A 24,876-nucleotide genomic window follows, 5' to 3' on the forward strand; every position below is an offset into this window, starting at 1 on the left:
CGACAGGGGAGCGCCACAGCGCTGAGAGTGCGGGAGAGACCGCAGACCCTCTGAACCTTGCCCAGGTCATTCTGGGTAGGAAGTTCGGTCACCACTCAAGCTGTTGCGCCCTGCCCGGGAACTGTCAGAGGTCCCGGGCAGGGCCGCGTCTCTTCCTGGTCAGCCAGGAGGAATTCAGTGAGCAACACCAAGAAGTTCGCGTCCGTGGCCGTCGGCCTGGGCCTGGTCACGCTGCCCGTACTGACGGCGTGCGGGTCAACCGACAGCAGCGGTTCCGCGGACTCCAAGACCGTGACGCTGGTCAGCCACGACTCGTGGGCCGTGTCCAAGAGCGTGCTCAAGGACTTCGAGAAGCAGTCCGGCTACAAGGTCAAGGTCCTGAAGGACGGCGACGCCGGACAGGCCGTCAACAAGGCGATCCTCACCAAGGACAACCCCCAGGGCGACGTCTTCTTCGGCGTCGACAACACCCTGCTGTCCCGCGCGCTCGACAACGGGCTCTTCCAGCCGTACGAGGCCAAGGGCTCGGACCTGATCCTCCCGGAGTACCGGGTCGACCAGGACAAGCACCGGGTCACGCCCATCGACTCCGGCGATATCTGCGTCAACTACGACAAGGCCTACTTCAGCGAGCACAAGCTGACGCCGCCGCAGTCCTTCGACGACCTGATCAAGCCCGAGTACAAGAACCTCCTCGTCACCGAGAACGCCTCCACGTCCTCGCCCGGCCTCGGCTTCCTGCTCGGGACCGCCGCGAAGTACGGCGATGGGGGCACCTCCCGCTCGAGCGAAGCCGAGAGTGGGGGAGGCTGGCAGGACTACTGGAAGAAGCTCAAGGCCAACGGCGTCAAGGTCGTCGACGGCTGGGAGCAGGCCTATAACGACGAGTTCTCCGGATCCGCCGGCGGCAAGAAGGCCAAGGCCGACCGGCCGCTGGTCGTCTCGTACGCGTCGTCGCCGCCCGCCGAGGTCATCTACGCCGACCCGAAGCCGACGACCGCGCCGACCGGAGTCGCGAACGGAACCTGCTTCCGGCAGGTCGAGTACGCGGGGCTGCTGAGCAACGCGAAGAACACCAAGGGCGGCAAGGCGCTCCTCGACTTCCTGCTCACCAAGGAGTTCCAGGACGACATGCCGCTCAACATGTTCGTCTACCCGGTGCGGGAGGCCGCTCAGGTGCCGTCGGAGTTCACGAAGTTCGGCCCGCAGGCCAAGGACCCCGAGACCATGGCCCCCGCCAAGATCGCCGACAACCGCGACCAGTGGGTCAAGTCGTGGACCTCGCTCGTACTGAAGTAGCCCCGCCGAAGGCCCGGAAGGGGAGCGCGGCGCGGCTCGGGCTCATGGCCCTGCCCGTCGCGTTCTTCGCCGTCTTCTTCGCCTACCCCGTCGCCGCGATCGTGGCCCGCGGTCTCAAGGCCGACGGGGTCTGGCAGTTGGGGCGGATCGGCGATGTGCTCGCGCAGTCGGACATCCGGCACGTGCTGTGGTTCACCACGTGGCAGGCGCTCGCCTCGACGGCGCTCACGCTGCTGATCGCGCTTCCCGGCGCGTATGTGTTCGCGCGCTTCGATTTCAGGGGCAAGCAGGTCCTGCGGGCGGTGGTGACCGTGCCCTTCGTGCTGCCCACCGTCGTTGTCGGTACGGCCTTCCTGGCCCTCGTCGGCCGGGGCGGGCTCCTGGACGAGCTGTGGGGGGTACGGCTCGACACCACCGTCTGGGCGATCCTGCTCGCGCATGTCTTCTTCAACTACGCGGTCGTCGTACGGACGGTCGGCGGGCTCTGGTCGCAGCTCGACCTCCGCCAGGAGGAGGCCGCGCGGATGCTCGGCGCCTCCCGGTTCGCGGCCTGGCGCAAGGTGACACTGCCCGCCCTGAGTCCGGCCGTGGCCGCCGCGGCGCTCATGGTCTTCCTCTTCACCTTCACCTCCTTCGGTGTGGTGCAGATCCTCGGCGGACCCACCTTCTCGACGCTCGAAGTCGAGATCTACCGGCAGACCTCGGAGATCTTCGACCTGGCGACGGCGGCGGTGCTGACGATGATCCAGTTCGTGGCCGTGGGCGCGATCCTCGCCGTGCACGCCCGGACCGTACGCCGTCGGGAGACCGCCCTGCGCCTGGTGGCCCCGGAGGCGACCGCGCGCCCGCCGCGCGGGGCTGGGCAATGGGCACTGCTGGCGGGGGTGCTGACGAGCATCGTCGTCCTCCTCGTGCTGCCGCTCGGCGTGCTGGTCCAGCGCTCCCTCGACGTTCCCGGTGGCTACGGGTTCGCGTACTACAAGGCGCTCACCTCCGCCGACGGCGGCATCTTCCTCGTCGCGCCGATCGAGGCCATCGGCAATTCGCTGGAGTACGCGCTCGCCGCCACCGCCATTGCCGTGGCGATCGGGGGACTGGCGGCAGCGGCCCTGACCCGCCGCGACACCGGCCGTCTCGTACGAGGCTTCGACGCGCTGTTGATGCTCCCGCTCGGCGTCTCCGCGGTGACCGTCGGCTTCGGGTTCCTGATCGCGCTGGACAAGCCCCCGCTGGATCTGCGGGCGTCCTGGATCCTGGTCCCGCTCGCGCAGGCGCTGGTGGGCGTCCCCTTCGTCGTACGGACGATGCTGCCCGTGCTGCGAGCGGTGGACGGGCGGCTGCGGGAGGCCGCGGCCGTGCTCGGGGCGTCGCCGTGGCGGGTGTGGCGCGAGGTCGATCTGCCGATGGTGCGGCGGGCGCTGCTGATCGCGGCCGGGTTCGCCTTCGCCGTGTCGCTCGGCGAGTTCGGGGCGACCGTCTTCATCGCACGGCCCGACAACCCGACGCTGCCGGTCGCCGTGGCCCGGCTGCTCGGACGGGCCGGCGACCTCAACTACGGCCAGGCGATGGCCCTTTCGACGATCCTGATGGCGGTGTGCGCGGTGGCGCTGCTGCTGTTGGAGCGCGTACGGACCGATCGGACCGGGGAGTTCTAGATGCTGCTGAGCCTCGAAGGCGCGACCGTATGCTTCGGCGGGCGAGCGGTGCTCGTCGCCGTCGACCTCGATGTCGCCGAGCACGAGATCGTCTGTGTGCTCGGGCCGAGCGGCAGCGGCAAGTCCACGTTGTTGCGGGCGGTGGCCGGATTGCAGGCGCTGGACGCGGGCCGTGTGGTACTGGGAGGGCGCGACCAGGCGGGGGTGCCGGCGCACCAGCGGGGCGTCGGCCTGATGTTCCAGGACCACCAGCTCTTCCCGCAGCGGGACGTGGGCGGCAATGTCGCCTTCGGGTTGCGGATGCGCGGAGCGTCAAAGGGTCAACAGGCCCTGGAAGTGGGCGAGTTGCTGGAGCTCGTCGGGTTGCCGGGTGTCGAACGGCGGGCCGTCGCGGAACTCTCCGGCGGCGAGCAGCAACGGGTCGCGCTGGCCCGCGCGCTCGCGCCCCGCCCGAGCCTGCTGATGCTCGACGAGCCGCTCGGTCAGCTGGACCGCTCGTTGCGCGAACGGCTCGTCGTGGAACTCCGGGAACTCTTCGGCGAGTTGGGCACGACCGTGCTCGCCGTCACGCACGATCAGGGCGAGGCCTTCGCGCTCGCGGACCGGGTCGTGGTGATGCGGGACGGGCGGATCGCCCAGTCCGGAACGCCGCTCGAGGTCTGGCAGCGCCCCGCGGACGAGTTCGTGGCCCGCTTCCTCGGCTTCGACAACGTGGTCGAGGCGACGGTGAGCGGGGAGGCCGCGGTCACCCCCTGGGGGAAGGTTCCGGTGCCGGAGGGCGCCCTCCAGGGGCCGCGCACACTCCTCGTACGGCCCGCCGGCGTACGGCTCGTGGCCGCGGCCGACGGGCTGCGCTGCACGGTCGCCGCGCGCACTTTCCGGGGCACCCACGTCGCCGTACATCTGCAGCCGGAGGACGCGCCCCGGCTCGAAGCGGCGTGCGCGCTGCGGGATGCGCCGGAGCCGGGGGACGAGGTCGGCGTGGAGTTCGACGCGGCCGAAATCGTCGTGCTCGGGGAGCCCCCTGCCGCATAAGGTGCGGATCATGACGCTACTCGGACATGACCGCTACTGCGACGCGATCGAGCTGCAGGTACGTCAGCTCAGGGATGCGGTGGCCGCGGACGGGGCCGACCTGTCCGCCACCGTGCCGACCTGTCCCGAGTGGTCGCTGGAGCAGCTCGTGCGGCACACGGGCGGTGCGCTGCGCTGGGTCGAATTCATCGTCCGCACACGGGCGCAGGAGAACGTCCCCGAGGACAGGATTCCGCTCGTCGGCGGTCCGGAGCCCCAAGGCGACCCCGCGGCTTTGGACACCTGGCTCGCGGAGACCGGCGAGATGCTCGTCGGCACGCTGCGGGAGGCGGGGCCCGACACACGGGTGTGGGCGTGGGCCGGGGTCCTCAACTCAGGCTTCTGGGCGCGCCGGATGACGCACGAGCTGGCGATCCACCGCGCCGACGCGACGCTGGCCGCCGGGCTGCCGTACGAGGTCGACGCCGACGTGGCCGCGGACGCGATCGACGAGTGGCTCGCGATCGTCGAGTTCGTGCAGCGGACGCAGCCGCACGACGCGGCGGCCGAGCTGCGTGGTCCGGGCCGCAGCATCCACCTCCACGCCACCGACACCACCCCTGAGCTGAACGCCGAGTGGGTCGTGGAGCTCACCGAGAAGGGCGTCAGCTGGCGCCGGGGCCACGAGAAGGCGACCGTCGCGCTGCGCGGCCCGCTCACCGACGTACTGCTCGGCTTCTATCGCCGCCTGCCGCTGGACGACGGGCGGTTGGAGGTGCTGGGGGAGCGGGAGCTGCTGGACTTCTGGCTGGAGCGGGCGACGTTCGGATAGCCGTACGCGAATGGCCCGCCCCCTGGGGGACGGGCCACGCGTACGTGCGGGGTGTGCCGGTCAGTTGGCCTTCGACGCGCCACGGCGGCGCATACCGAAGAACACCGCTCCCCCGCCCACCACGACGAGCGCACCGGCGATGCCGGCGATCATCGGGGTGTTGGAGTTCGCACCGGTCTCGGCGAGGTTGGAGTCACCGGCCGCGGGAGACGGGGAGTTGTCGCCCGTCGTCGCGGGGGCAGTGGTGCTCTCGGAGGCCGACGGGGCCGGCGTGTCCGAGGGGGTCTCCGACGGCGCGGGGGTCTCCGACGGCTTCGGGGTCTCCGAAGGCTTCGGCGTCTCGGTGGACTTGCACGCCTCGGACGGCGCGGTCAGTTCCGGCGAGATGTCCTCGTCGACGATGTTCCCGGCCTTGATGTGCACGCGGTACTGGGCGTTGGGGGCCCAGTCCTCCGAGAACGTGACGGTCGCGCCCTCGCGGGTGCCGGTGACCGTCTGGGTGCCGACCAGCTTCTCGTCGGCGCCGTTCGACTCGAGGTAGACCGAGACGGTGGCCTCCTTGCCCGAGGCGTCCGTGTCGGTCACGGTGATGATGCCCTTCCCGTTGTCGTCGCAGGAGGCGACGGCCGAGAAGTCACGAATGTTGCAAGCAAGTGCGTTGCCCGCGACGCCGAGCGCGAGCGCGGCCGAGGCGGAGGCAACACCGAGGATTCGCACGGAACGTGCGGTACGGCGAGATATGGACACGATTGCCCTTCACAGAATGCGCAACTGCGGGGGGTGGGTGGGGGTTCTGTTGCGACAACAGCACCCCCAGGAGTCTCACAGGTCTATAAGCGCCACCTAAGGGCTGTCAATGCATATGCCCTGCCCGGCCGTTGGCTTTGCCTTGTCATTAACCACCGAGGCGTTTGAGCGCCTCCGGAGCGTCCTCGATCCGGTCAACCAGGGCGATTCGCGACTCCATCGAGCGCTCCCGGGCCAGCGACTGGAGGAGCGGCCACGTGGGGTGTTTTTCGGTCCAATGCGCCCGGTTCACCAGGACCATGGGGGTGGGTTCGCCACGGGACTCGTAGTAGTTGGGAGTCGCGTTGTCGAAGATCTCCTGTACGGTCCCGGCGGCGCCCGGCAGGTAGACGACGCCCGCGTTCGAGCGGGCCAGCAGGCCGTCCTCGCGGGTCGCGTTGGCGAAGTACTTGGCGATGTGCTCGGCGAAGGCGTTCGGCGGCTCGTGGCCGTAGAACCAGGTGGGGATGCCGACCGAAGGACCGCCGGACGGCCAGCGCTCCCGTATGTCGAAGGCGGCGCGCGCCCAGTCGGTCACCGAAGGGGCGAACGACGGTGCCTTGGCGAGGAGCTGGAGGGACTCGATGAGCATCTCGTCCTCGAAGGGCGCCGCGTACGCGCCGAGGTTCGCCGCCTCCATCGCGCCCGGGCCGCCGCCGGTGGCCACCGTGAAACCGGCGCGCGCCAGCTCACGGCCGAGGCGCGCGGCACCCTCGTACGCCTGTGTGCCGCGCGCCATCGCGTGGCCGCCCATCACGCCCACCACCCGGGCGCCGACGAGGAGTTCGTCGAGCGCGTCCGAGATGGAGTCGTCGTGGATCGCCCGCAGCATCGACGCGAAAATGTCCCCGTGGGCCTTGGTCTGCTGGAACCAGGCGTATGCGCGGGCGTCCGGCGTCGCCTCATAGCCCGCGTCCAGGGATTCGAAGAGTTCGTCGGGGGAGTAGAGCAGGCCCCGGTACGGGTCGAAGGGCAGCCCGGGCACGGGCGGGAAGACCAGTGCGCCCGCGGCCCTGACCTTCGCCGCCGCCTCGGGGTCCATCGGGCAGCCGAGGAAGACGGCGCCCGCGGTGTCCACGGACAGCAGCTCCGTCGTGCGGTCCGTCAGATCGACTGCCTGAACTCGGAATTGGGCGAGCGAGCCGCCCGCCGAGACGACCTCGTCGAACTCGGCGAGGGACTCGATCTCACGGTCGTGGGATGCGTGGAGAGGTGTCGGCTGCACCCGCTCATGCTAGGCGCGGCGCCCGACGCGGGCGCGCGGACCCCCGTACCGCGCGCCCGGTCCGGCCGAGCATGTGCGCCGCGCCATGTACCGTGCCGGCCGGGGATCAGCCCTGGACCGCCGCCGGGTCCATCCACATGACCTCCCAGGTGTGGCCGTCCGGGTCGTCGAAGGCGCGGCCGTACATGAAGCCGTGGTCCTGGGTCTCGCCGGTCGCGGTGCCGCCCGCCGCGATCGCGCCGTCGACCAGTTCGTCGACCTTCTCGCGGCTCTCGGCGCTCAGACACAGCAGCACCTCACTGGTCTTCGTCGCGTCCGCGATCTGCTTCTTGGTGAAGTCCGCGTAGCGCTGCTTGCTCAGCATCATCGCGATGATCGTGTCGCTGATCACCACGCAGGCGCAGTCGTCCGTCGTGAACTGCGGGTTGATCGTGTAGCCGAGCTCCGTGAAGAACTTCTTCGAGGTGTCGACGTCGGCCACGGGCAGGTTCACGAAGATCATCTGCTGGTACATCTGAGGTCTCCCGTCGGTGATGTGCTGCTCGGAGGGGTAGACCGGCGGTCCGCACGGAACTCATCGCTCGGCGCGAGTTTTTTTGGCACGAGGTTCGGCGGACTCCTTGCGTACGAGGTTCAGTGGACCAGGGGGAGCGCGGCCAGCTCGGCGACCGTCCAGGTCAGCGGGCCGAACAGGGCGAGCAGTGCGCCCACGCGCAGGGCCACGGCGCCGCGGAGCATCGAGGCGGGCGCCCCGAGCCGCAGAAGCGCCGCCGTGGTGTCCGCGCGCGCCTGCTTCGCCTCGACGGCCGCTGTCGCCAGGGTCAGCAGCGTGCACCCCGCGACCAGCAGGGCGCCGAGGGTGGTCAGCGGCCCGAAGTCCGGGCGCGCGCCCGCGTACAGCGTCGCCATCGCGTATCCGCCCGACGCCACCGCGCACACCACGCCGAGCGGCTGCCCGATGCGTCGCGACTCCGCCTGCAGCATCCGCCCGGCGAGCAGCCGCAGCGCGCTGGGCCGCACCGCCTGCAGCAGCCACCCGCACACGTACGTGATCGCCGGCCCCGCCAGCGCCAGGCCGACCGCGGTCAGCGCCCAGCCGACCAGCACCCCGCCCGGACCGCCCACGAAACCGCCGGGCAGCGCGAGCCCGGGCGCCGGGCGGCCCGAGCGGCTCGCGTATGTCTCCACGGCAAGGCCCGCCGCGAGCGCGGCCGCGCCCCAGGGGAGGCCGCTCGGGGTGGACTCCGGGGGCGGGAGCCGACGGGGGGCCGGCTCGGGGGCTGTGCCGCGCCCCGAGCGGTTGGGTCTGCCGGATGCGCCGGACGCGTCGGATGCGCCGTAGGGGGTCGGGTCGCCGGACGGGTCGTCGGCGGCCGCGTGCCGGTGTGCGAGGACGGCCTGGCGGAGGTCGGAGGAGTCGTCCAGGTCGGCGTCTGGGGCGGCGTACGCCTCCGCGGTCCAGTGGAAGTCGGAGCCGTCGAGGGCGGCGGCCAGGTCGCGGTCGGTGCCGGAGAGGTCGCGGGTGTCGGTGCCCGGGCTTCGCAGGGCGTCGCCATCGGCGTACGCTGCCGCGTCCTCGTGGACGCCGGAGCCCTGGCGCCCGTGGGCGCCGGAGCGCGCGCCCGGGGCCCCGAGGGCGTCCGTGCCGCCGTACGCACCCGCGTGCTCGTGGCCGTCGGCGAAAGCGGCCGCGTCGGCGAGATCTGACGCGCCGCGACCGCCCCCCGCGTGGCGCCCGCCCTGCCGGGCCTCGCGGTCGGTGGCATGGCGCGTCGCGCTCTGCCGTGCCGTGATCCAGGTGCGGCCGTACGACCGCACGGCGCCCTGCGGTTTCGCGCCCCGCGGCCGCAGGACCAGGGCCACCGTCACTGAGGCCGCGATCGGGACCAGGCTGAGCAGGGTGAGGGCCGCGGGCAGCGGGAGGGACTCGTCGGCGGCGAGGAAATCCGCCGCCGCGCCGTCGAACGGCATGTCCGTGAGATCGCCGCGCAGGTGCAGGAAGAGGAGCAGCGCCAGCATCGAGCCCAGGGTGGTGGAGAGGGCCGTGGTGACGCAGGAGACGGCCATCAGGCGGCCCGGGCCGAGGCCGATGGCCGAGAGGCCGGGACGGGGGCGGGTGCCGGGGTCGGTGCGGGCGACCGCGACCGCGAAGTACACCGTGGCGGCGAGCGGGGCGACGCACCAGGCCAGGCGCAGGACGCTGGCGGCCGAGGCGTCCGGATGCGCCATCGCGTACCCCAGCGTGCACAGCAGCAGGAAGCCGGTGCCCTCGGACGCGGCGGCGACCAGGAGCCGGCGGAGCTGGACAAGGGGCTGGGCCCCGCGGGCTAGACGGAGAGCGAGCACGCGGCCCGGCCTTCCGTCTCGACGAGCGGGGGCAGGTGGACGGTGTTCACGCGCCGTCCGTCGAGCAGCGACACCGTGCGGTCGGCGAGGGCCGCGGTGTCCGCGTAGTGCGTGGCGAGGACGACCGTGATGCCGTGCGAGCGGGCCGCCGAGGTGAGGGTGCGCAGGACGTGGGCGCCGTCGGCGCGGTGCAGCGGGGCGGTCGGTTCGTCGGCGAAGAGCACCTTGGGGGAGAGGGCGAGCGCCCGGGCGATGGCGACGCGCTGCCGTTCGGCCTGGAGCATGGCGTGCGGGCGCTTGCGGGCGCAGCCGCCGATGTCGAGGCGCTCCAGCCACTCCAGCGCGGCGGTCTTGGCGGCCCGGCGTCCGTAGCCGCGCAGCATCAGCGGCAGCGCCGCGTTCTCCCAGGCGTTCAGCTCGGGGACCAGGACCGGGGTCGGGTCGATCCAGCCGAAGCGGTCGCGGCGCAGCCGTTCGCGGGTCAGCGGGCCCATCGTGTGCACGGGCGTGCTGTTGAACCAGACCTCGCCCTGTTGGGGCAGCAGCTGGCCCGACAGGCACTGGAGCAGGGTCGTCTTGCCGCTGCCACGCGGGCCGCCCACGGCCAGGATCTCGCCGTCGCGGATTGCGACCGAGACACCGCTGAGCGCGGGCGAGCCGTTGTGCTTGACGTACAGGGCGCGTGCCCAGAGCACGTCGTTGTCCGGCGGGACCACCATCGCGTACACCTCGGTTCAGATCTGACTTGCGCTGCCCGAGCGGCCTCGGGAAGGTCGCTCGGTCCCCCGGTCGGGGGAACGAAGGCAGGGCCGATCGGTCACTTCGCACGCTAGGGAGTCGGGGCCGGGAGGCCGGACAGCACGCGGCCCCGGGCCGCCCATTCTCACTCGAACGGGCGGCACCGGGGCCGGTGTTGCTCAGTCGGCCGGAAGGCCGGAGCTTCCTGGAGCGGACTACAGCTTCGTCCACGCCTCCGTCAGCACCTGACGGATGATTCCCTCGATCTCGTCGAAGGTCGACTGGTCGGAGATCAGCGGCGGCGACAGCTGGATGACCGGGTCACCGCGGTCGTCGGCGCGGCAGTAGAGGCCGTACTCGAAGAGCTTCTTGGAGACGAAGCCGTAGAGCACGCGCTCCGACTCCTCGTCCGTGAAGGTCTCCTTGGTGGCCTTGTCCTTCACCAGCTCGATGCCGTAGAAGAAGCCGTTGCCGCGGACGTCGCCGACGATCGGCAGGTCGTGCAGCTTCTGCAGCGTGGAGAGGAAGGCGCCCTCGTTGTCCAGCACGTGCTGGTTGAGACCCTCGCGCTCGAAGATGTCGAGGTTGGTGAGCGCCACGGCCGCGGAGACCGGGTGGCCGCCGAAGGTGTAGCCGTGCAGGAAGGTGTTGTCACCCTTGTAGAACGGCTCGGCGATGCGGTCCGAGACTATGGCGGCACCGATCGGGGAGTAGCCCGAGGTCATGCCCTTGGCGCAGGTGATGATGTCCGGGATGTAGCCGAACTTGTCGCACGCGAACATCGTGCCCAGGCGGCCGAAGGCGCAGATGACCTCGTCGGAGACGAGCAGTACGTCGTACTGGTCGCAGATCTCGCGCACGCGCTGGAAGTAGCCGGGCGGCGGCGGGAAGCAGCCACCGGCGTTCTGCACCGGCTCCAGGAAGACGGCGGCGACGGTCTCCGGGCCCTCGAAGAGGATCTCCTGCTCGATCTGGTCGGCGGCCCAGCGGCCGAAGGCCTCCGGGTCGTCGCCGTGGATCGGGGCGCGGTAGATGTTCGTGTTCGGCACCTTGTGCGCGCCCGGGACGAGCGGCTCGAAGGGGGCCTTCAGGGCCGGCAGGCCGGTGATGGACAGGGCCCCCTGCGGGGTGCCGTGGTAGGCGACCGCACGCGAGATGACCTTGTACTTCGTGTAATTGCCGGTGAGCTTGTGGTACTGCTTCGCCAGCTTCCACGCGGTCTCGACGGCCTCGCCGCCACCGGTGGTGAAGAAGACCTTGTTCAGGTCGCCAGGGGCGTGGTGCGCAAGGCGTTCCGCCAGCTCGACGGCCTTCGGGTGGGCGTAGGACCACACAGGGAAGAAGGCCAGCTCCTGCGCCTGCTTGAAGGCGGTCTCGGCCAGCTCGGTGCGGCCGTGGCCGGCCTGGACCACGAACAGGCCCGCGAGACCGTCAAGGTACTTCTTGCCCTTGTCGTCGTAGATGTAGGTGCCCTCACCACGGACGATGGTGGGAACGGGCGCGTTCTCGTACGAGGACATGCGGGTGAAGTGCATCCACAAGTGGTCGTACGCGGTCTTGCTGAGGTCCTTGGTGCTCACGGCTATCGGGTTCCCCACATGTAGGTCTGCTTCTTGAGCTTCAGATAGACGAAGCTCTCGGTGGAGCGCACCCCGGGCAGGGCCCGGATGCGTTTGTTGATGACGTCCAGCAGGTGGTCGTCGTCCTCGCAGACGATCTCGGCGAGGATGTCGAACGAGCCCGCAGTCATCACCACGTACTCGACTTCCGACATGGCAGTCAGCGCTTCGGCCACCGGGTCGAGGTCGCCCTCGACATTGACGCCCACCATCGCCTGCCTGCGGAAACCCACGGTGAGCGGGTCCGTGACGGCGACGATCTGCATCACGCCCTGGTCGAGCAGCTTCTGGACGCGCTGGCGCACGGCCGCCTCGGAGAGGCCGACGGCCTTGCCGATCGCGGCGTACGGGCGGCGTCCGTCCTGCTGCAACTGCTCGATGATGGCGAGGGAGACGGCGTCCAGCTGGGGACTGCCGTTCCTGGACTCGCGGGAGTCCCTGGGGTCTGCGCTTCGACTGGCCACAAGCTCACTGTGCACGACGTCTCGACAGTTCCGCAAGGCCGCAGCGATGAAATTCGTTGTTTACGAGGACGCGTCTTGCGGATTTCGCAGTTCTGGGGCGATCAGGGGTGTTGAAAACGTGGAGGCACGGATTAGGGTGGGGTCTCAGGCATCTCAGGTAGTGGACACCTGAGTCGTTGGACATCCGACAGGAGGGCCGGGCAGTGAGCACCGAGCTGCGTCGTCTGCGCAATTACATCGACGGAGAGTTCCGCGATGCCGCCGATGGACGGACCACGGAGGTGGTCAACCCCGCGACCGGCGAGGCGTACGCGACCGCGCCGCTCTCCGGACAGGCGGACGTCGACGCCGCGATGGCGGCCGCCGCCGCGGCCTTCCCGGCCTGGCGCGACCAGACCCCGGCCGAGCGCCAGAAGGCCCTCCTGAAGATCGCGGACGCGTTCGAGGAGCGGGCCGAGGAGCTCATCGCGGCCGAGGTGGAGAACACCGGCAAGCCGATCGGGCTGACCCGCTCCGAGGAAATCCCGCCGATGGTGGACCAGATCCGCTTCTTCGCGGGCGCCGCGCGCATGCTCGAGGGCCGCTCGGCCGGCGAGTACATGGAGGGCATGACCTCGATCATCCGCCGCGAGCCGATCGGCGTCTGCGCCCAGGTCGCGCCGTGGAACTACCCGATGATGATGGCCGTGTGGAAGTTCGCCCCGGCGCTCGCCGCGGGCAACACCGTCGTCCTGAAGCCGTCGGACACCACCCCGGCCTCCACCGTCCTGATCGCCGACATCATCGGCGGCATCCTCCCCAAGGGCGTCTTCAACGTCATCTGCGGCGACCGTGAGACCGGCCGCGCGATGGTCGAGCACCCGACCCCGGCGATGGCGTCCATCACCGGCTCCGTGCGCGCCGGTATGTCGGTCGCCGAGTCGGCGTCCAAGGACCTCAAGCGCGTCCACCTGGAGCTCGGCGGCAAGGCCCCGGTCGTCGTCTTCGAGGACACCGACATCGCCAAGGCCGTCGAGGACATCTCGGTCGCGGGCTTCTTCAACGCGGGCCAGGACTGTACGGCCGCCACCCGCGTCCTCGTCCAGGAGTCCATCCACGACGAGTTCGTCGCCGCGCTGGCCAAGGCCGCCGCCGAGACGAAGACGGGCCAGCCGGACGACGAGGATGTCCTGTACGGGCCCCTCAACAACCCGAATCAGCTCAAGCAGGTCGCCGGCTTCATCGAGCGGCTGCCCGCCCACGCCAAGGTCGAGTCCGGTGGCCACCAGGTGGGCGAGAAGGGCTACTTCTACGCCCCGACCGTCGTCTCGGGCCTCAAGCAGGACGACGAGATCATCCAGAACGAGGTCTTCGGCCCGGTCATCACCGTCCAGTCCTTCTCGGACGAGGGCCAGGCCATCGAGTGGGCCAACGGCGTCGACTACGCCCTGGCCTCCTCGGTGTGGACCAAGGACCACGGGCGCGCGATGCGCCTGTCGAAGTCGCTCGACTTCGGCTGCGTCTGGATCAACACCCATATCCCGCTGGTCGCCGAGATGCCGCACGGCGGCTTCAAGAAGTCCGGCTACGGCAAGGACCTGTCGGCGTACGGCTTCGACGACTACACGCGCATCAAGCACGTGATGACGTCGCTGGACTCGTAGTCCGCACGGCGCGAACCGCACGGCCCCGGACGGGAGGTGATCCCGTCCGGGGCCGCGGTGTTCCCCCTCCGAAATGGTCAGGCGTTCTCGATGACGCTGGTGAGGGACGGGAGGTCTGGTTTCCCGGCGGGCTTTCCGGGCTGGATGTGCAGTGACTTGCCCGGGCGCGGTCCCTTGCCCGGCCCGGGCAGCGGCGGCAGGTCGGGTGCGGCCGGGAAGGTGATGCCCGCCTTCTCCAGGATCGGCGCGCACGCGTCCAGGGCGTCCTGGTAGACGTCCGTCGTCGGGTCGAAGCCCTTGCCGGTGACCTTCACGTTCAGGCGTACGTGGCCGTCCTCGTCCTTCGACGCGTGGAAGTGCGGGAAGTACTCCTGGTCCTGGTCGCGCATGCACGCGGCGAACTTGTCGTTCGCGGTGTTCACGTCGCCCGGGGCGTTCGTGGTCGGCCTGTACGCGATCGCCAGTGCTGTTCCCTCCGCAGGCTCGGGGTGCTTGGACGACGTGGGCGCCGTGGACGTCACTGTCGACGGGCCGGACGCCGTGGCCGCCGACGCGCTGACCGTGCCGAGCGTGACTGCCGAGATCATGGCGACGGTCAGGGCGAGCCGTCGTGGCCGGGTGGCCAGAGCGCGCATTTGGGGTTCCTCCTGGTGGTTCCTGGTGGTGGGTCAGTGGTGCTGATGCGCTCCACCGAAGCGGGTGGGCGGTTACGGCACGGGAACGGTGGCGCTTATGACGGTGTAACCGCCGGCCCGCCACACTGACCGGCATGCGTGTGCTGGTGGTCGAGGACCACGAAGAGCTCGCCGAGACCGTGGCCGCCGGGCTGCGTCGGGAGGGCATGGCGGTCGACCTCGCCCTGGACGGGCCCACCGCGCTGGAGCGCGCCGACGTCAACGGTTACGACGTCGTCGTACTCGACCGCGATCTGCCCGGCATCCACGGCGACCAGGTGTGCCGGACGCTGGCCGCGGGCGACAGCCGGGCGCGGGTGCTGATGCTCACCGCGTCCGGGACGGTGGCCGACCGGGTCGCGGGGCTCGGGCTCGGTGCCGACGACTACCTCCCGAAGCCGTTCGCGTTCGCCGAACTCGTCGCGCGGATACGGGCGCTGGCGCGCCGTGCGCAGCCCGCGCTGCCCCCTGTCCTGGTCCGTGGCGAGCTGCGGCTCGACCCGGCACGGCGGCAGGCGACCCGATGCGGTTGGGGACTCGCCCTCAGCCCGAAGGAGTTCGCCGTGCTCGAACTCCTGCTGGCCGCGCAGGGCGCAGTCGTCTCCACCGAGGAACTCCTGGAGCGGGCCTGGGACGAGGCGGCCGATCCCTTCAGCCAGACCGTGAAGGTGACGGTGAGCCGCCTGCGCCGCAAGCTGGGGGAGCCGCCGCTGATCGAGACGGTGGACCGGGCGGGGTATCGGATCCGATGACGCGTCAACGGGGTCGGTGGCGTGGGGCGGGGGACTCAACGGGCGTCCCGGGTTCGCCGTTGGGCTCGTCGGGCGTCCCGGGTTCGCCGATGGGCCCGTCGGGCGGCCGGCGGTGGCGGTGGCGGTTGGGCCTGCCGGGCGGCCGGCGGTGGCCGTTGGGCTCGTCGGGAGTCCGGGGTCGGCCGTCGGGCTCGCCGGGCCTCCGGCGTGGGCCGCTGAGCTTGCAGCGCGTCCGGCGTTGGCTGATCCCGCGCGGGCCCCGCAGCATCCGCCGGCGGTTGACGCTGCTCTACAGCGCGCTGTTCATGCTGGCCGGGGCGGCGTTGCTCGGCTTCACCTACCTTCTGGCCTCGCAGTCCAAGCCGTCGGGGACCATCAGCTCGGTCGAGGGGCCGGGACTGCCGGGGAGTGCGGGCCTGACCAGCCCCGATCCGCCCACGCTCACGACGTACGCCGAGGCCCTGCGCGCCGACCAGCTGCATCAGTTGCTGGTCGAGGCGGGCATCGCGCTGGCCGTGATGACGTTCGCGTCGGTGGCCCTCGGCTGGCTGATGGCCGGACGTGTCCTCGCGCCGCTGCGCACGATGACCGCCGCCGCCCGGCGGATCTCCGTGGACAATCTCCGCCAGCGCCTCGCGATGCCCGGTCCCGACGACGAACTCAAGGCGATGGCGGACACCTTCGACGACGTACTGGCGCGTCTGGAGGGCGCGTTCGAGGCGCAGAAGCAGTTCGTCGCCAACGCCTCGCACGAACTGCGCACCCCGCTCACCCTCCAGCAGACGATCGTGGACGTCGCCCTCGCCGACCCCGACGCCTCCGTGGAGACCCTGCGGGCCGCCTGCCTGCGGGTGCGGGCCGCGGGCCACGAGCAGGAACGGCTCATCGACGCGCTGCTGACGTTGGCGCGCAGCCAACAGGGGGTTCAGCGCCGGGAGTTCGTGGACCTGGCGGAGATCGTCCGCGAGCGACTGCCGGACGGCTGGCCGGAGAACGCGGGCGGGCCACGGGTCGAGGCAGAGCTCAACTCCGCTCCCGTACTCGGGGATCCGCAGCTGATCGAACGGCTCGTGGTCAACCTGACGGAGAACGCCGTGCGGCACAACCACCCCGAGGGCGAGGACAGTTGGGTCCGCCTGTGGACCGGGGTGGAAGGCGGACAGCCCGTCCTCCGGATCGCCAACACCGGTCGGGTGATCCCGCCCGACCAGGTGACCGGGCTCTTCCAGCCGTTCTGCCGCCTCGGCGCCGAACGGGTCCGCGGGCGCGACGGCCTGGGCCTGGGCCTGTCCATCGTCGCGGCCGTCACCGTCGCACACCGCGGCAGGGCCGAGGCGTGGCCACTCGCGGAGGGCGGCCTGAGTGTGAAGGTCACGCTCCCGAAGTACGTTGCGGCTCATGCGCCACCGGTCGCCACAGGGCGCCGTACGACCTGATCAGGCCTCTGCCAACTGATCGACAGGGTGTCGGGTCGCGGGACGACCGCTCGACGCAGCGTCCATTGTCCGGCCATGGGCGGGGGCGGCATGCTGCCCGGGTGGCAGTGATTCGGAAGACCTCGCCCCTGTCCCGCCGGTCCCTGCTGCGCGCCCTGGGCGGTGGTGCCGCGCTCGGCGCCCTGGCCGGATGCGGGGTGCCCGCCGCCTATGTGTCACCCGGCGACCGGGCCGAGGCCGACCTCTCCGCCCGCGACAAGCGGCTGACGTGGGCGAACTGGCCGCTGTACATCGACACCGACGACAACGACACCACGAAGCGGCCCACGCTGGAGGCCTTCGAGAAGCGCACCGGGATCTCCGTCGACTACATCGAGGAGATCAACGACAACGACGAGTTCTTCGGCAAGATCAGCCCGTCCCTGATGAACCACCAGCGGACGGGGCGCGATCTGATCGTCATCAGCGACTGGATGTGCGCGCGCTTCGTCCGCCTCGGCTGGGTCCAGGAGATGGACCGGGCACAACAGCCGAACGTCACCAAGTACCTTGACCCGCTGCTGCGTTCGCCCGCCTTCGACCCGGGGCGCAAGTCCTGCGTGCCGTGGCAGTCGGGCATCACCGGCATCGCGTACAACCACCGCAAGGTCGGCCGCGAGATCAAGCACGTCTCCGACCTGTGGGCCGACGACCTCAAGGGCAGGGTCACTCTTCTCTCCGGCCTGGACGAAGCGTTCGCGCTGCTGATGCAGGGCAACGGCGTCGACATCACCAAGTGGACGCCGGACGACTTCCACCGGGTCTGCGACCAGGTCGAGAAGCACGTCCACAGCGGCCAGATCCGGCGCTTCACCGGCAACGACTACATCAAGGACCTCTCCAGCGGCGACGTCCTGGCCTGCCAGGCGTACTCCGGTGACGTGATCCAGCTCCAGGCCGACGACCCCGACATCCGCTTCGTCGTCCCCGAGGAGGGCGCCGAGTTGTGGGCCGAGTCGCTGATGATCCCCAACCTGGCCCGTCACAAGGCCAACGCGGAGAAGCTCATCGACTACTACTACGAGCCGGAGGTCGCGGCCGAACTCGCCGCCTGGGTCAACTACGTCTGCCCCGTCCCCGCGGCCCAGGACGTCCTCGCCTCCTCCAAGGACAAGGACACCGCCGCCCTCGCCGAGGACCCGCTGATCTTCCCCGACGCCGGCATGCGGAAGCGTCTCGCGATCGCCCGCGACATCACGTCCGGCGAACGCACGGAGTTCGCGAAGCGCTGGAACGCGATCGCGGGGCTTTGACGGGACAGTCGCCGTTGTGACAAGGATTTTTGGTTGGCACTTGGGCGTGCCACCAGCACCAAGATCACCAAGGAAACCAACGGGGCTCCTTTGGGATCCAGGCTTCTCGGCCCGGGACACCGGCCGCATACGGGCACACCCGCTCAGGAGCGGCGTCCGCGCAGGGTCCGCCAGGCGTCGCCGACGGCATCCTCGGACCGCATCCACCAGTACTCCAGCTTGTCCCGCGCGGTTGTCCGCACCATCTGCCACTTGAACCACGGCGGCAGCTTCCGGAACGGCACGAAGGTCAAGGTGTCCCTGATGGCGTGCTCGGCGAAGCCGCCGGGGCCCTCGGCGCGCAGCGCGGTGTACAGCTGCGGGGTCAGCTCACCGTTGAGGCGGGCCGCGGTGCCCGCCGCGGTGAACGCGAACCCCCGCTGACCGCGGTCCGGCAACTGCATCGCCCTGACGATGCGGGGTGAGGCCTCGGCCAGCGTGCAGTTGAAGGCCAGCCCGATGGCCGCCGTACCGAGACTTCTTTCGCCACGCTCGAACGCGGCATCCCACTCGGCGGGGTCGTCGATACCCAGCAGACCCTCGCCGCTCTCCCACTCCCACGCGGCCGTCATGACCGATCTTCCTTTCTTCGCCCATCAATCGCACGGGGGCGGGAGCACCTTCTGCTTCTTCTTATTGTTGTCCGCTTCCTTGTTCGCCCGCGTCACCCACGAATCAGCCGACGACAGACGCGACTTGGCGGAGGACAGATCGGACTGCGCCTCGCGGCCGTTGGCGAGCGCCTTGTCCGTCAGCGCCTGCGCACGCTCCAGCTTCGGCCAGTACACCGCCAGCGCGTCGCCCGCCATCTCGTACGACTTCTTCAGCTTCTTCAGCTGCTTCGGCACACCCGAGAACTCGTCCTCGAACGCCTTCGCCGACTTCCCCGCCCACTTCAGAACGGCGTCCTCGTCCGCCATCCCCCTGATCGAGCGCAACAATCGTATGCACACGTGAACTTATCAAGGTACGGCTGTTCGGCGGGAAGATCGATCACCGGGATGAACGTCTGCATCAGCAGGGCACGGATGGTCCAGCTCAGACTGTCGCCCGGTATGACGACGTCGGCGTGCCGTACGCACGCGCCGCCGTGGGTGGATGGTCGGCATCAAGAGCACCCTCCCTGTTTCGTTTTCACGCCGGTCACGGATTCGCTCTTACTTGAGGCCGCTGAGCATGACGCCGCGGATGTAGTGCTTCTGCAGCAGCAGGAAGAGGATCAGGACCGGCAGGATGCTCAGGACGAGGCCGGCCATGACGATGGGCATCGTGCGGGTCGGGTCGACGTAGTCCTGCAGGAGCTGGATGCCGACGGGCAGGGTCATCACGTCCGGGTTGGCGGTCGAGACGAGCAGCGCCCAGATGTACTCGTTCCAGGCGTCGACGAAGGTCAGCAGCCCGAGCGTCACCAGGACCGGCTTGGTCTGCGGCACCACGATGCGCCACCACACGGCGAACTCGCCGGCCCCGTCGATGCGCGCGGCCTCGAGGACCTCGTCCGGGATCGAGACCATGAACTGGCGCATCAGGAAGATCCCGAAACTGTTGACGAGGAACGGCATGGCGAGCGCGGCGATGCTGACGGTCAGGCCCGCGCCGCCGCGCCCGAACAGGTCGTTGCCGCCCGCCAGCGGCCAGTGCACCAGGATCAGGAAGTGCGGGATGAGGAAGAGGAACGGGGGGAACATCATCGTCGACAGCACAAGGCGGAAGATGAAGTCCCGGCCGGGGAAGCGGAGTTTGGCGAGCGCGTAGCCGGCGAGGGACGAGGTGAGCAGCACCGAGCCGGTGATCACGGCGGTGGCGATGACGCTGTTGCGGAAGAGCACCGGCAGATCGAGCTGACCGACCGCGGCCCGGTAGTTGGACAGGTCGAACGCCTTCGGCAGGAACCGGTACGGCAGCGTGCCGTACTCGCCGGGCCCCTTGAAGGACGTCATCACCATGTCGAGGAACGGCACCACCATGAGGACGGCGCCGGTCACGACCAGCAGATACGAGAACCACGGGAAACGGCGGCGGATCATACGGCCTCCCCCTTGCGCCGGAAGAACCACAACTGCACCAGAGTGACCATGAGGACCACCACGAACAGCACGAAGGCCGCGGCGCTCGCGGTGCCCCAGTCGCCGTACGAGAAGGCCTGCCGGTACATCTCCAGCGCGGCCACGTTGGTCGCGTCACCCGGCCCGCCCCTGGTCATCACGATGATCAGCGCGAACGACTGCAGGCCGGTGAGGAACTGGGTGATGCACACGAACAGCAGGGACGGCCGCAGCAGCGGCACCGTGATCCTCCAGAAGACGGTGACAGGCCCGGCGCCGTCGAGCGCGGCGGCCTCGTAGTACGACTCGGGAATGGACTTCAGCCCGGCGGTCAGGACGAGGATCGCCGAGCCGACCGAGGCCCAGGCCTGCACGACCACGACCGAGGGCAGCGCGGTGTCCGGGTCCTGGAGGAAGGCCACCGAGCCGAGTCCGAGGGCGTTGAGGACGCCGTTGACGAGACCGCCCGGCTCGTACATGTACTTCCATACGTTGCCGACGGCGACGACGGTCGTGATGATCGGCAGGAAGTACAGGGTGCGCCACAGCCCCTGGAACCGCAGCTTGTCGATGCAGGTGGCGACGAGTACGGAGCCGGCGAGCGCGAGGGCCACGGTGCCCAGGGCGAACAGCAGCGTATTGGTGAGGATCGGCGCCAGGAACGTCGATCCGTCCGCGAAGAGGCGGGTGAAGTTGTCCAGGCCGACCGGATCGATGTCGGCCAGGTCGAACCCGGCCCAGCGGGACGTCGACAGCAGCAGCGCGAAGCCGAGCGGCAGGATCAGGAAGACCGCGAAGAACAGCAACGTCGGCGCCAGGAAGAAATAGGCGACGAGGGCCTGGCGGCGCCGGGGCCGGCCGAGGCCGTCGACGGCGGGCGCGACGGACCGCGGGCTGTGCGCTCGCTCGGTCGTCTCCGGCGCCAGGGTGTTCACCATGACCGCGACACCTCCTGATCGACCTGACGGCGGGTGGTCCGCAGCGCCTCGTCGACCGACTGCTGACCGGTCCACAACGCCTCGATGTTCTTGCGCAGCAGCGACTTGGCCTGCTGCGCGCCCGGCACGTTCGGCTCCGGCACCGCGTACGCCAGCGCGTCCAGGAAGGGGCGCAGGTTCGGATCGCCGCCCTCGGCGAGGAGCGTCCGCATGTCGTCGGCGCGGCCGGTCAGGGAGCCGACCGACACCTGCAGGGAGCTCATCCGAGTCGCTGCCGCACCCTTCTTGGCGCTCTTCACGCTCACCTTCTCGGTGTTGAGCCAGCGCAGGAACTCCCAGGCCTCGCGAGGGTGTTCACTGGCCGTGTCGACCCCCAGCATGAAGCCGGTGGAGAGCGTGGCGCGCTTGTCGTCCGCCTCGGGGACGGGCACGGGCGCGACGCCGACATCGCGGTAGTCCTTGCCCATCAGGGCCTTCAAGTTCGCGGTCCACCAGCCGGCGCTGACCACCATGGCCGCCTGCCCGGACGCGAACGCCTTGTAGACATTGACGCCGGGGTCGCTCGCGCCCTTGGCCACGAAGCGGTGCTCCAGATCGAGCACGGCCCGGCCGGCCGGCGAATCGATGGCGGTGCGCCTGCCGTTCGCGGAGACGAACCTTCCGCCGGCGGCGTTGAGCAGGGCGAGCGTCTGGCCGACGGTGGTGGAGTCGTCGAAGGTCGACAGCCCGAACCCCTGGACCAGCGTGTTGCCGTACCGGTCCCGCCGGGCGGTCCGGTAGGCCGCCTCCTCCAGCTCCCGCCAGGTGCGCGGAGGGCCGTCGATGCCGGCCTTGCGCAACAGCCGCTTGTTGTAGTAGAGGGCGTACGTCTGCACCTCGGTGGGGTAGCCGTAGACCTTGCCCCCCACCGACGAGGCGCCGACCGCGGCCTCGCCGTAGCCACGCTTGATCTCCTCGGCGTGCTCGGACGGAGCGGGCCGCAGGACGCCGGCCTGGACGAGCTGGCCGTTCCACAGGCAGTACGGCTGGATGATGTCGGCGCCCTGGCCCGCGGCCTGCCGGACCATGAACGTGGTCAGCAGGTCCGTGAACTCGACGGCCTTCGTGTGCACCTTGACCCGGTCGTGAGTGGCGTTCCACTCGTCGACCGGGCCCTGCAGGGCCTCCTTGAGCTCACCGCTCGCGTAGTGGGAGAGCAGGGTGAGAACGATCGGATCCCCGGGCCGCCCGGTGCCCCGGTGCGGCGCGGCGCATCCGGAGGCGAGCAGTGCCGAGGGGAGCGCGAGCGCGAAGTGACGGCGGCTCAGCCCGCCGGTGCGGCGTGACGGCGTCATCCGGCGGCCTCCCGGCGCATCACGCGGAACACCCGGGTCGTGGTGAAACCGCTCTTGCGGTACAGGTGGCCCGCCGGGGAATGCTCGCCGGTCCACAGGAACCACGCGGAGTGCGCACGGCGCGCCCGCATCCGCTCCAGGACCAGGTGGAGCAGCACTGCGCCGAGTCCGGTGCCGCGCATCTCCTCCAGCACACCGATCGGGCCGAATCGCTCGTCCACCGATTCGAACGTGCCGTGCATCGCCCAGCCGACCAGGCGGCCCGACGGGTCTCGGGCTACGACGATCCGGTCGAGCGGCGTGCCCGCGGCCAGACAGTCCCGGATCATGCACGCCCAGTCCGGGCCGAAGTGGTTCCCAGCGAGCGCGAACAGCTCCACCAGGTCGTCGTCGCACGGGGTGGCGAACCGGTAGCCCCGCGCCGTCAGTTCGTCCAAGCGGCGCGCGACATCCTCCGGGATGCAATAGCCGACCAGGCCACGGTCCATCGCCGCCGCCTCGTACAGAGTGCGAAAGCCCAGGGACTCAAGGAGCCCGGCCGCTTCCGGGTACGCCTCGGCGTCCAGGCCGGGGAGGACGTAGTTCGGGGTGTACGAGGAGAAGTCCACCCGGCTGCGGCCGTGGCTGTGCAGCCAGTCGAGGGCGTCGGTCAGCAGCCGGCGGCCGAGGCCGCGCCCGCGGACGGCCGGGTCGACGAAGAAGAACGGGATCCAGCCCTGCTCCGGCTCCAGGTCGGTACCGGTCATCGGCGTCAGACGGCGCACCGCGTAGGCGGCGCCGACGACACGGTCGCCGTCGAGGGCGACCCGAAGCCCCTCCGGATCGAAGTTGGCGTCGAGCAGCACCAGGGAGCGGAAGCGGTCCGGGGTGATGGGGTCGGTCGGCGCACTCCGGCGCCACGCCTCCACCAACTGCGGGCCGTCGCCGGCGCGAAAGCCGCGCATCTCGGCCCGGGATCTCGTCGTGCGATCGGTCATCGACGGGGGTGTCCTTCCATACGCAGGTCGCGGGCGGCGTCGAACGTCGCCCGCAGCGTTGCCTCGGTCTGGTGCGGGTTGCGCTGCGCGACCGCGGTCAAGACGCAATCCACGATGGCGAGTCGGACGACGCCGCGGGTCATCGCGCCCGGGCGTGGTCCCGCTTCGCGCAGCACCGTGGTGAGGACGGCGTCCGCGGCGTCGGCGACGGGGCTGTGCGCGGCGTTGGGGCAGGCGGTCTCAGGGGTAGAGCAGCACGTCGTCGCCGGCCCACCGGCCGGGCGGCGCCGGCGGATCGCACAGCGGTAGCGGGTCGTCGCCCGCGTCGACGGCGCGCCGCAACCGGTCGGACCCCCACAGCAGGTCGATGAAGTGACGGTGGCCGGTCCCCTCCACGCCGCTGTCCGCGGTGCGCCAGGCGAAGTTGTCCGGGTACAGCCGCCGCAGCGTGGCGAGCATCGCGACGGCGGTACGTACGGGAGCAAACGCCTCGCGGTCGGTGATGTGGAGCTGGACCCCGCGTAGCGGCCGTCCGGCGTGTTTGTGGAAGGTCGGTACGTACCGCAGTTCACGGAAGTGCACTCCCGGCAGGGCGAGTTCGGCGAGCGAAAGCGCGAACCGCGCGTCGATGTACGGGGCCCCGACGATCTCGAAGGGCTGCGTGGTACCACGGCCCTCCGAGAGATTCGTCCCCTCGAACAGGCAGGTGCCGGGGTAGACGGTGGCAGTGGCGGGCGTCGGAATGTTCGGTGAGGGCGCGACCCACGGCATGCCGGTGGCCTCCGCGCCCATGGCGCGCTGCCAGCCGACAGCCTCGATCACCGTCAAGTCAGCGGCCCTGCCCGCCACTTGGGGCACTGCCCAGGCGTTGAGATGCCGGGCGAGTTCGCCGCAGGTGAGGCCGTGCCGGACGGGCACCGCGGCGCGCCCGACGAAGCTGGCCCACGCCGGGTCGAGCAGCGGGCCCTCGCTGACGAGCCCACCGAGGGGATTCGGCCGGTCGGCGACCACGAACCGTACGCCCGTACGGGCCGCCGAGACCATCAGGTCAAACATGGTCCACACGTAGGTGTAGAACCTCGCCCCGATGTCCTGCAGGTCGTACACCAGTGCGTCGACGCCGCTGCCGAGCAGCAGTTTGTCGAGGCGCTCGCCGCCGCACCGGTATGTGTCGTGGACCGGCAGGCCGGTGGTGGGGTCCGCCCGAGCGGCCTCGCTCTCGCCGGCCTGGCCGGTCCCGTGCAGCCCGTGCTCGGGACCGAACAGGGCGACCAGCCGAGCGCCGGCCTCGAGCAGCGCGGGCGCGGCCGGGCGCAGGTCGGGGAGGACGCCGGTGTGGTTGGTCACCAGCCCGAGCCGGCCGGGCCCGGCAAGTCCGGGCGACGCGTGCAGTCGTGCGATCCCGGTCGTCACCGCGACGCGGTCGTCCGTGCTCATCCTTTGCCCCCGTCTGCCGGTGACCTCTCGAAGCGGTGGCTGGCAATTTACTTGTATGTCCCGGAATTTCGCAATTACTCACCAATAGTTCGTGCCGAACGCGGCCACGGGATCTCTTACGGTGGCCGGAGCAGCTGGGCTCGCGGGGCAGCAGGGTCCCGGGCGGTGCGCCGCCAGGGCGGGACCGACCGGCGCTCGCGGCGGACTGGCCGCGGGGTGATGCTGAAGGGGGCGACGAAGGGAGCCCCATGTCCGAGCCGGTGAGTACGCCGCGACCGGTCTCCCCGAGGGATGCCTCAGCATCGCGGTCTCGTCCGTCGGCCGGAATCCG

22 protein-coding genes and 1 pseudogene are annotated in these 24,876 nt (G+C 70.4%); 8 read left to right on the forward strand and 15 right to left on the reverse strand.

Annotated elements, in window-relative coordinates; genetic code table 11:
* The first annotated feature begins 177 nt into the window (after positions 1-177).
* The 4 genes from ACZ4RZ_RS22005 to ACZ4RZ_RS22020 are packed head-to-tail and all read left to right on the forward strand — an operon-like array spanning position 178 to position 4,800.
* Entirely contained in the window at positions 178-1,299 is a 1,122-nt protein-coding gene (locus tag ACZ4RZ_RS22005; protein ID WP_467746814.1) for a thiamine ABC transporter substrate-binding protein, read from the forward strand.
* On the forward strand, positions 1,275-2,954 hold the full coding sequence (locus tag ACZ4RZ_RS22010) for an ABC transporter permease (RefSeq protein ID WP_467746816.1): 1,680 nt from the start codon (positions 1,275-1,277) through the stop codon (positions 2,952-2,954). Before ACZ4RZ_RS22005 ends, ACZ4RZ_RS22010 begins: the two co-directional genes overlap by 25 nt.
* Complete coding sequence (locus tag ACZ4RZ_RS22015) at positions 2,955-3,989, forward strand: ABC transporter ATP-binding protein (RefSeq protein ID WP_467746818.1); 1,035 nt, start codon at positions 2,955-2,957, stop codon at positions 3,987-3,989. It begins immediately after the preceding gene.
* Between the two features lie 10 nt (positions 3,990-3,999).
* A complete protein-coding gene (locus ACZ4RZ_RS22020; RefSeq protein ID WP_467746819.1) occupies positions 4,000-4,800 on the forward strand; it encodes a maleylpyruvate isomerase family mycothiol-dependent enzyme in 801 nt (266 codons plus the stop codon).
* A 60-nt stretch (positions 4,801-4,860) separates the two neighbouring features.
* Here ACZ4RZ_RS22020 and ACZ4RZ_RS22025 read toward each other — a convergent pair whose 3' ends face one another.
* From ACZ4RZ_RS22025 to ACZ4RZ_RS22055, 7 genes are all read right to left on the reverse strand, one after another.
* Positions 4,861-5,517: an LAETG motif-containing sortase-dependent surface protein gene (locus tag ACZ4RZ_RS22025; protein ID WP_467746820.1), complete on the reverse strand. Its 657-nt coding sequence runs from the start codon at positions 5,515-5,517 to the stop codon at positions 4,861-4,863.
* A gap of 178 nt (positions 5,518-5,695) precedes the next feature.
* Positions 5,696-6,811, reverse strand: a complete 1,116-nt coding sequence (locus ACZ4RZ_RS22030) for an LOG family protein (protein WP_467746822.1) — start codon at positions 6,809-6,811, stop codon at positions 5,696-5,698.
* 106 nt (positions 6,812-6,917) lie between these two features.
* Entirely contained in the window at positions 6,918-7,325 is a 408-nt protein-coding gene (locus tag ACZ4RZ_RS22035) for a VOC family protein (protein ID WP_467746824.1), read from the reverse strand.
* Between the two features lie 119 nt (positions 7,326-7,444).
* Entirely contained in the window at positions 7,445-9,157 is a 1,713-nt protein-coding gene (locus tag ACZ4RZ_RS22040; RefSeq protein WP_467746825.1) for a hypothetical protein, read from the reverse strand.
* Entirely contained in the window at positions 9,139-9,876 is a 738-nt protein-coding gene (locus ACZ4RZ_RS22045; protein ID WP_467746827.1) for an ABC transporter ATP-binding protein, read from the reverse strand. Before ACZ4RZ_RS22045 ends, ACZ4RZ_RS22040 begins: the two co-directional genes overlap by 19 nt.
* Before the next feature lie 234 nt (positions 9,877-10,110).
* Positions 10,111-11,493: an aspartate aminotransferase family protein gene (locus ACZ4RZ_RS22050; RefSeq protein WP_467746828.1), complete on the reverse strand. Its 1,383-nt coding sequence runs from the start codon at positions 11,491-11,493 to the stop codon at positions 10,111-10,113.
* Positions 11,478-11,993 (reverse strand): Lrp/AsnC family transcriptional regulator, encoded by a 516-nt coding sequence (locus tag ACZ4RZ_RS22055; RefSeq protein WP_467746829.1) that lies wholly within the window; start codon positions 11,991-11,993, stop codon positions 11,478-11,480. Before ACZ4RZ_RS22055 ends, ACZ4RZ_RS22050 begins: the two co-directional genes overlap by 16 nt.
* Positions 11,994-12,181: 188 nt before the next feature.
* Between ACZ4RZ_RS22055 and ACZ4RZ_RS22060 the strand changes: the two genes are divergently transcribed.
* The gene (locus ACZ4RZ_RS22060) at positions 12,182-13,621 is read left to right on the forward strand and encodes a gamma-aminobutyraldehyde dehydrogenase (RefSeq protein ID WP_467746830.1); all 1,440 of its coding nucleotides are present in this window, start codon (positions 12,182-12,184) and stop codon (positions 13,619-13,621) included.
* A gap of 77 nt (positions 13,622-13,698) precedes the next feature.
* Here ACZ4RZ_RS22060 and ACZ4RZ_RS22065 read toward each other — a convergent pair whose 3' ends face one another.
* On the reverse strand, positions 13,699-14,256 hold the full coding sequence (locus ACZ4RZ_RS22065; RefSeq protein WP_467746832.1) for a hypothetical protein: 558 nt from the start codon (positions 14,254-14,256) through the stop codon (positions 13,699-13,701).
* 134 nt (positions 14,257-14,390) lie between these two features.
* Here ACZ4RZ_RS22065 and ACZ4RZ_RS22070 point away from each other — a divergent pair, with 134 nt between their 5' ends.
* From ACZ4RZ_RS22070 to ACZ4RZ_RS22080, 3 genes are all read left to right on the forward strand, one after another.
* Complete coding sequence (locus ACZ4RZ_RS22070) at positions 14,391-15,047, forward strand: response regulator transcription factor (protein WP_467746834.1); 657 nt, start codon at positions 14,391-14,393, stop codon at positions 15,045-15,047.
* 278 nt (positions 15,048-15,325) lie between these two features.
* Entirely contained in the window at positions 15,326-16,483 is a 1,158-nt protein-coding gene (locus ACZ4RZ_RS22075) for a sensor histidine kinase (RefSeq protein WP_467746835.1), read from the forward strand.
* A 101-nt stretch (positions 16,484-16,584) separates the two neighbouring features.
* Complete coding sequence (locus tag ACZ4RZ_RS22080) at positions 16,585-17,775, forward strand: polyamine ABC transporter substrate-binding protein (protein ID WP_467746836.1); 1,191 nt, start codon at positions 16,585-16,587, stop codon at positions 17,773-17,775.
* Positions 17,776-17,918: 143 nt separating this feature from the next.
* Here the strand turns inward: ACZ4RZ_RS22080 and ACZ4RZ_RS22085 are convergent, their stop codons facing one another.
* The 7 genes and pseudogenes from ACZ4RZ_RS22085 to ACZ4RZ_RS22115 all read right to left on the reverse strand — a co-directional run bounded on the left by ACZ4RZ_RS22085 (position 17,919) and on the right by ACZ4RZ_RS22115 (position 24,545).
* Positions 17,919-18,386, reverse strand: a complete 468-nt coding sequence (locus ACZ4RZ_RS22085) for a hypothetical protein (RefSeq protein WP_467746838.1) — start codon at positions 18,384-18,386, stop codon at positions 17,919-17,921.
* A gap of 60 nt (positions 18,387-18,446) precedes the next feature.
* Positions 18,447-18,752: pseudogene (locus tag ACZ4RZ_RS22090) on the reverse strand (putative T7SS-secreted protein); the annotation flags it as partial.
* 219 nt (positions 18,753-18,971) lie between these two features.
* Positions 18,972-19,841 (reverse strand): carbohydrate ABC transporter permease, encoded by an 870-nt coding sequence (locus ACZ4RZ_RS22095; protein WP_467746839.1) that lies wholly within the window; start codon positions 19,839-19,841, stop codon positions 18,972-18,974.
* Positions 19,838-20,797 carry a carbohydrate ABC transporter permease gene (locus ACZ4RZ_RS22100; protein ID WP_467746841.1) on the reverse strand — a complete coding sequence of 320 codons (960 nt, stop codon included), beginning with the start codon at positions 20,795-20,797 and terminating at the stop codon, positions 19,838-19,840. The genes ACZ4RZ_RS22095 and ACZ4RZ_RS22100 overlap by 4 nt, the downstream gene beginning before the upstream one ends.
* On the reverse strand, positions 20,791-22,131 hold the full coding sequence (locus ACZ4RZ_RS22105; RefSeq protein ID WP_467746843.1) for an ABC transporter substrate-binding protein: 1,341 nt from the start codon (positions 22,129-22,131) through the stop codon (positions 20,791-20,793). The genes ACZ4RZ_RS22100 and ACZ4RZ_RS22105 overlap by 7 nt, the downstream gene beginning before the upstream one ends.
* Positions 22,128-23,108 (reverse strand): GNAT family N-acetyltransferase, encoded by a 981-nt coding sequence (locus ACZ4RZ_RS22110; RefSeq protein WP_467746846.1) that lies wholly within the window; start codon positions 23,106-23,108, stop codon positions 22,128-22,130. Before ACZ4RZ_RS22110 ends, ACZ4RZ_RS22105 begins: the two co-directional genes overlap by 4 nt.
* A 240-nt stretch (positions 23,109-23,348) precedes the next feature.
* Positions 23,349-24,545: an exo-beta-N-acetylmuramidase NamZ family protein gene (locus ACZ4RZ_RS22115; protein ID WP_467746847.1), complete on the reverse strand. Its 1,197-nt coding sequence runs from the start codon at positions 24,543-24,545 to the stop codon at positions 23,349-23,351.
* Positions 24,546-24,876 lie beyond the last annotated feature (331 nt).

This window comes from Streptomyces sp. NPDC027189, from assembly GCF_055566975.1.

Excerpts from the sequence above, each read along its gene's own strand:
- ACZ4RZ_RS22015 (WP_467746818.1), top strand. The coding sequence starts at position 2,955 with ATGCTGCTGAGCCTCGAAGGCGCGACCGTATGCTTCGGCGGGCGAGCG.
- ACZ4RZ_RS22020 (WP_467746819.1), top strand. The coding sequence starts at position 4,000 with ATGACGCTACTCGGACATGACCGCTACTGCGACGCGATCGAGCTGCAG.
- ACZ4RZ_RS22035 (WP_467746824.1), bottom strand. The coding sequence starts at position 7,325 with ATGTACCAGCAGATGATCTTCGTGAACCTGCCCGTGGCCGACGTCGAC.
- ACZ4RZ_RS22045 (WP_467746827.1), bottom strand. The coding sequence starts at position 9,876 with ATGGTGGTCCCGCCGGACAACGACGTGCTCTGGGCACGCGCCCTGTAC.
- ACZ4RZ_RS22065 (WP_467746832.1), bottom strand. The coding sequence starts at position 14,256 with ATGCGCGCTCTGGCCACCCGGCCACGACGGCTCGCCCTGACCGTCGCC.
- ACZ4RZ_RS22070 (WP_467746834.1), top strand. The coding sequence starts at position 14,391 with ATGCGTGTGCTGGTGGTCGAGGACCACGAAGAGCTCGCCGAGACCGTG.
- ACZ4RZ_RS22085 (WP_467746838.1), bottom strand. The coding sequence starts at position 18,386 with ATGACGGCCGCGTGGGAGTGGGAGAGCGGCGAGGGTCTGCTGGGTATC.
- ACZ4RZ_RS22095 (WP_467746839.1), bottom strand. The coding sequence starts at position 19,841 with ATGATCCGCCGCCGTTTCCCGTGGTTCTCGTATCTGCTGGTCGTGACC.
- ACZ4RZ_RS22100 (WP_467746841.1), bottom strand. The coding sequence starts at position 20,797 with ATGGTGAACACCCTGGCGCCGGAGACGACCGAGCGAGCGCACAGCCCG.
- ACZ4RZ_RS22105 (WP_467746843.1), bottom strand. The coding sequence starts at position 22,131 with ATGACGCCGTCACGCCGCACCGGCGGGCTGAGCCGCCGTCACTTCGCG.
- ACZ4RZ_RS22110 (WP_467746846.1), bottom strand. The coding sequence starts at position 23,108 with ATGACCGATCGCACGACGAGATCCCGGGCCGAGATGCGCGGCTTTCGC.
- ACZ4RZ_RS22115 (WP_467746847.1), bottom strand. The coding sequence starts at position 24,545 with ATGAGCACGGACGACCGCGTCGCGGTGACGACCGGGATCGCACGACTG.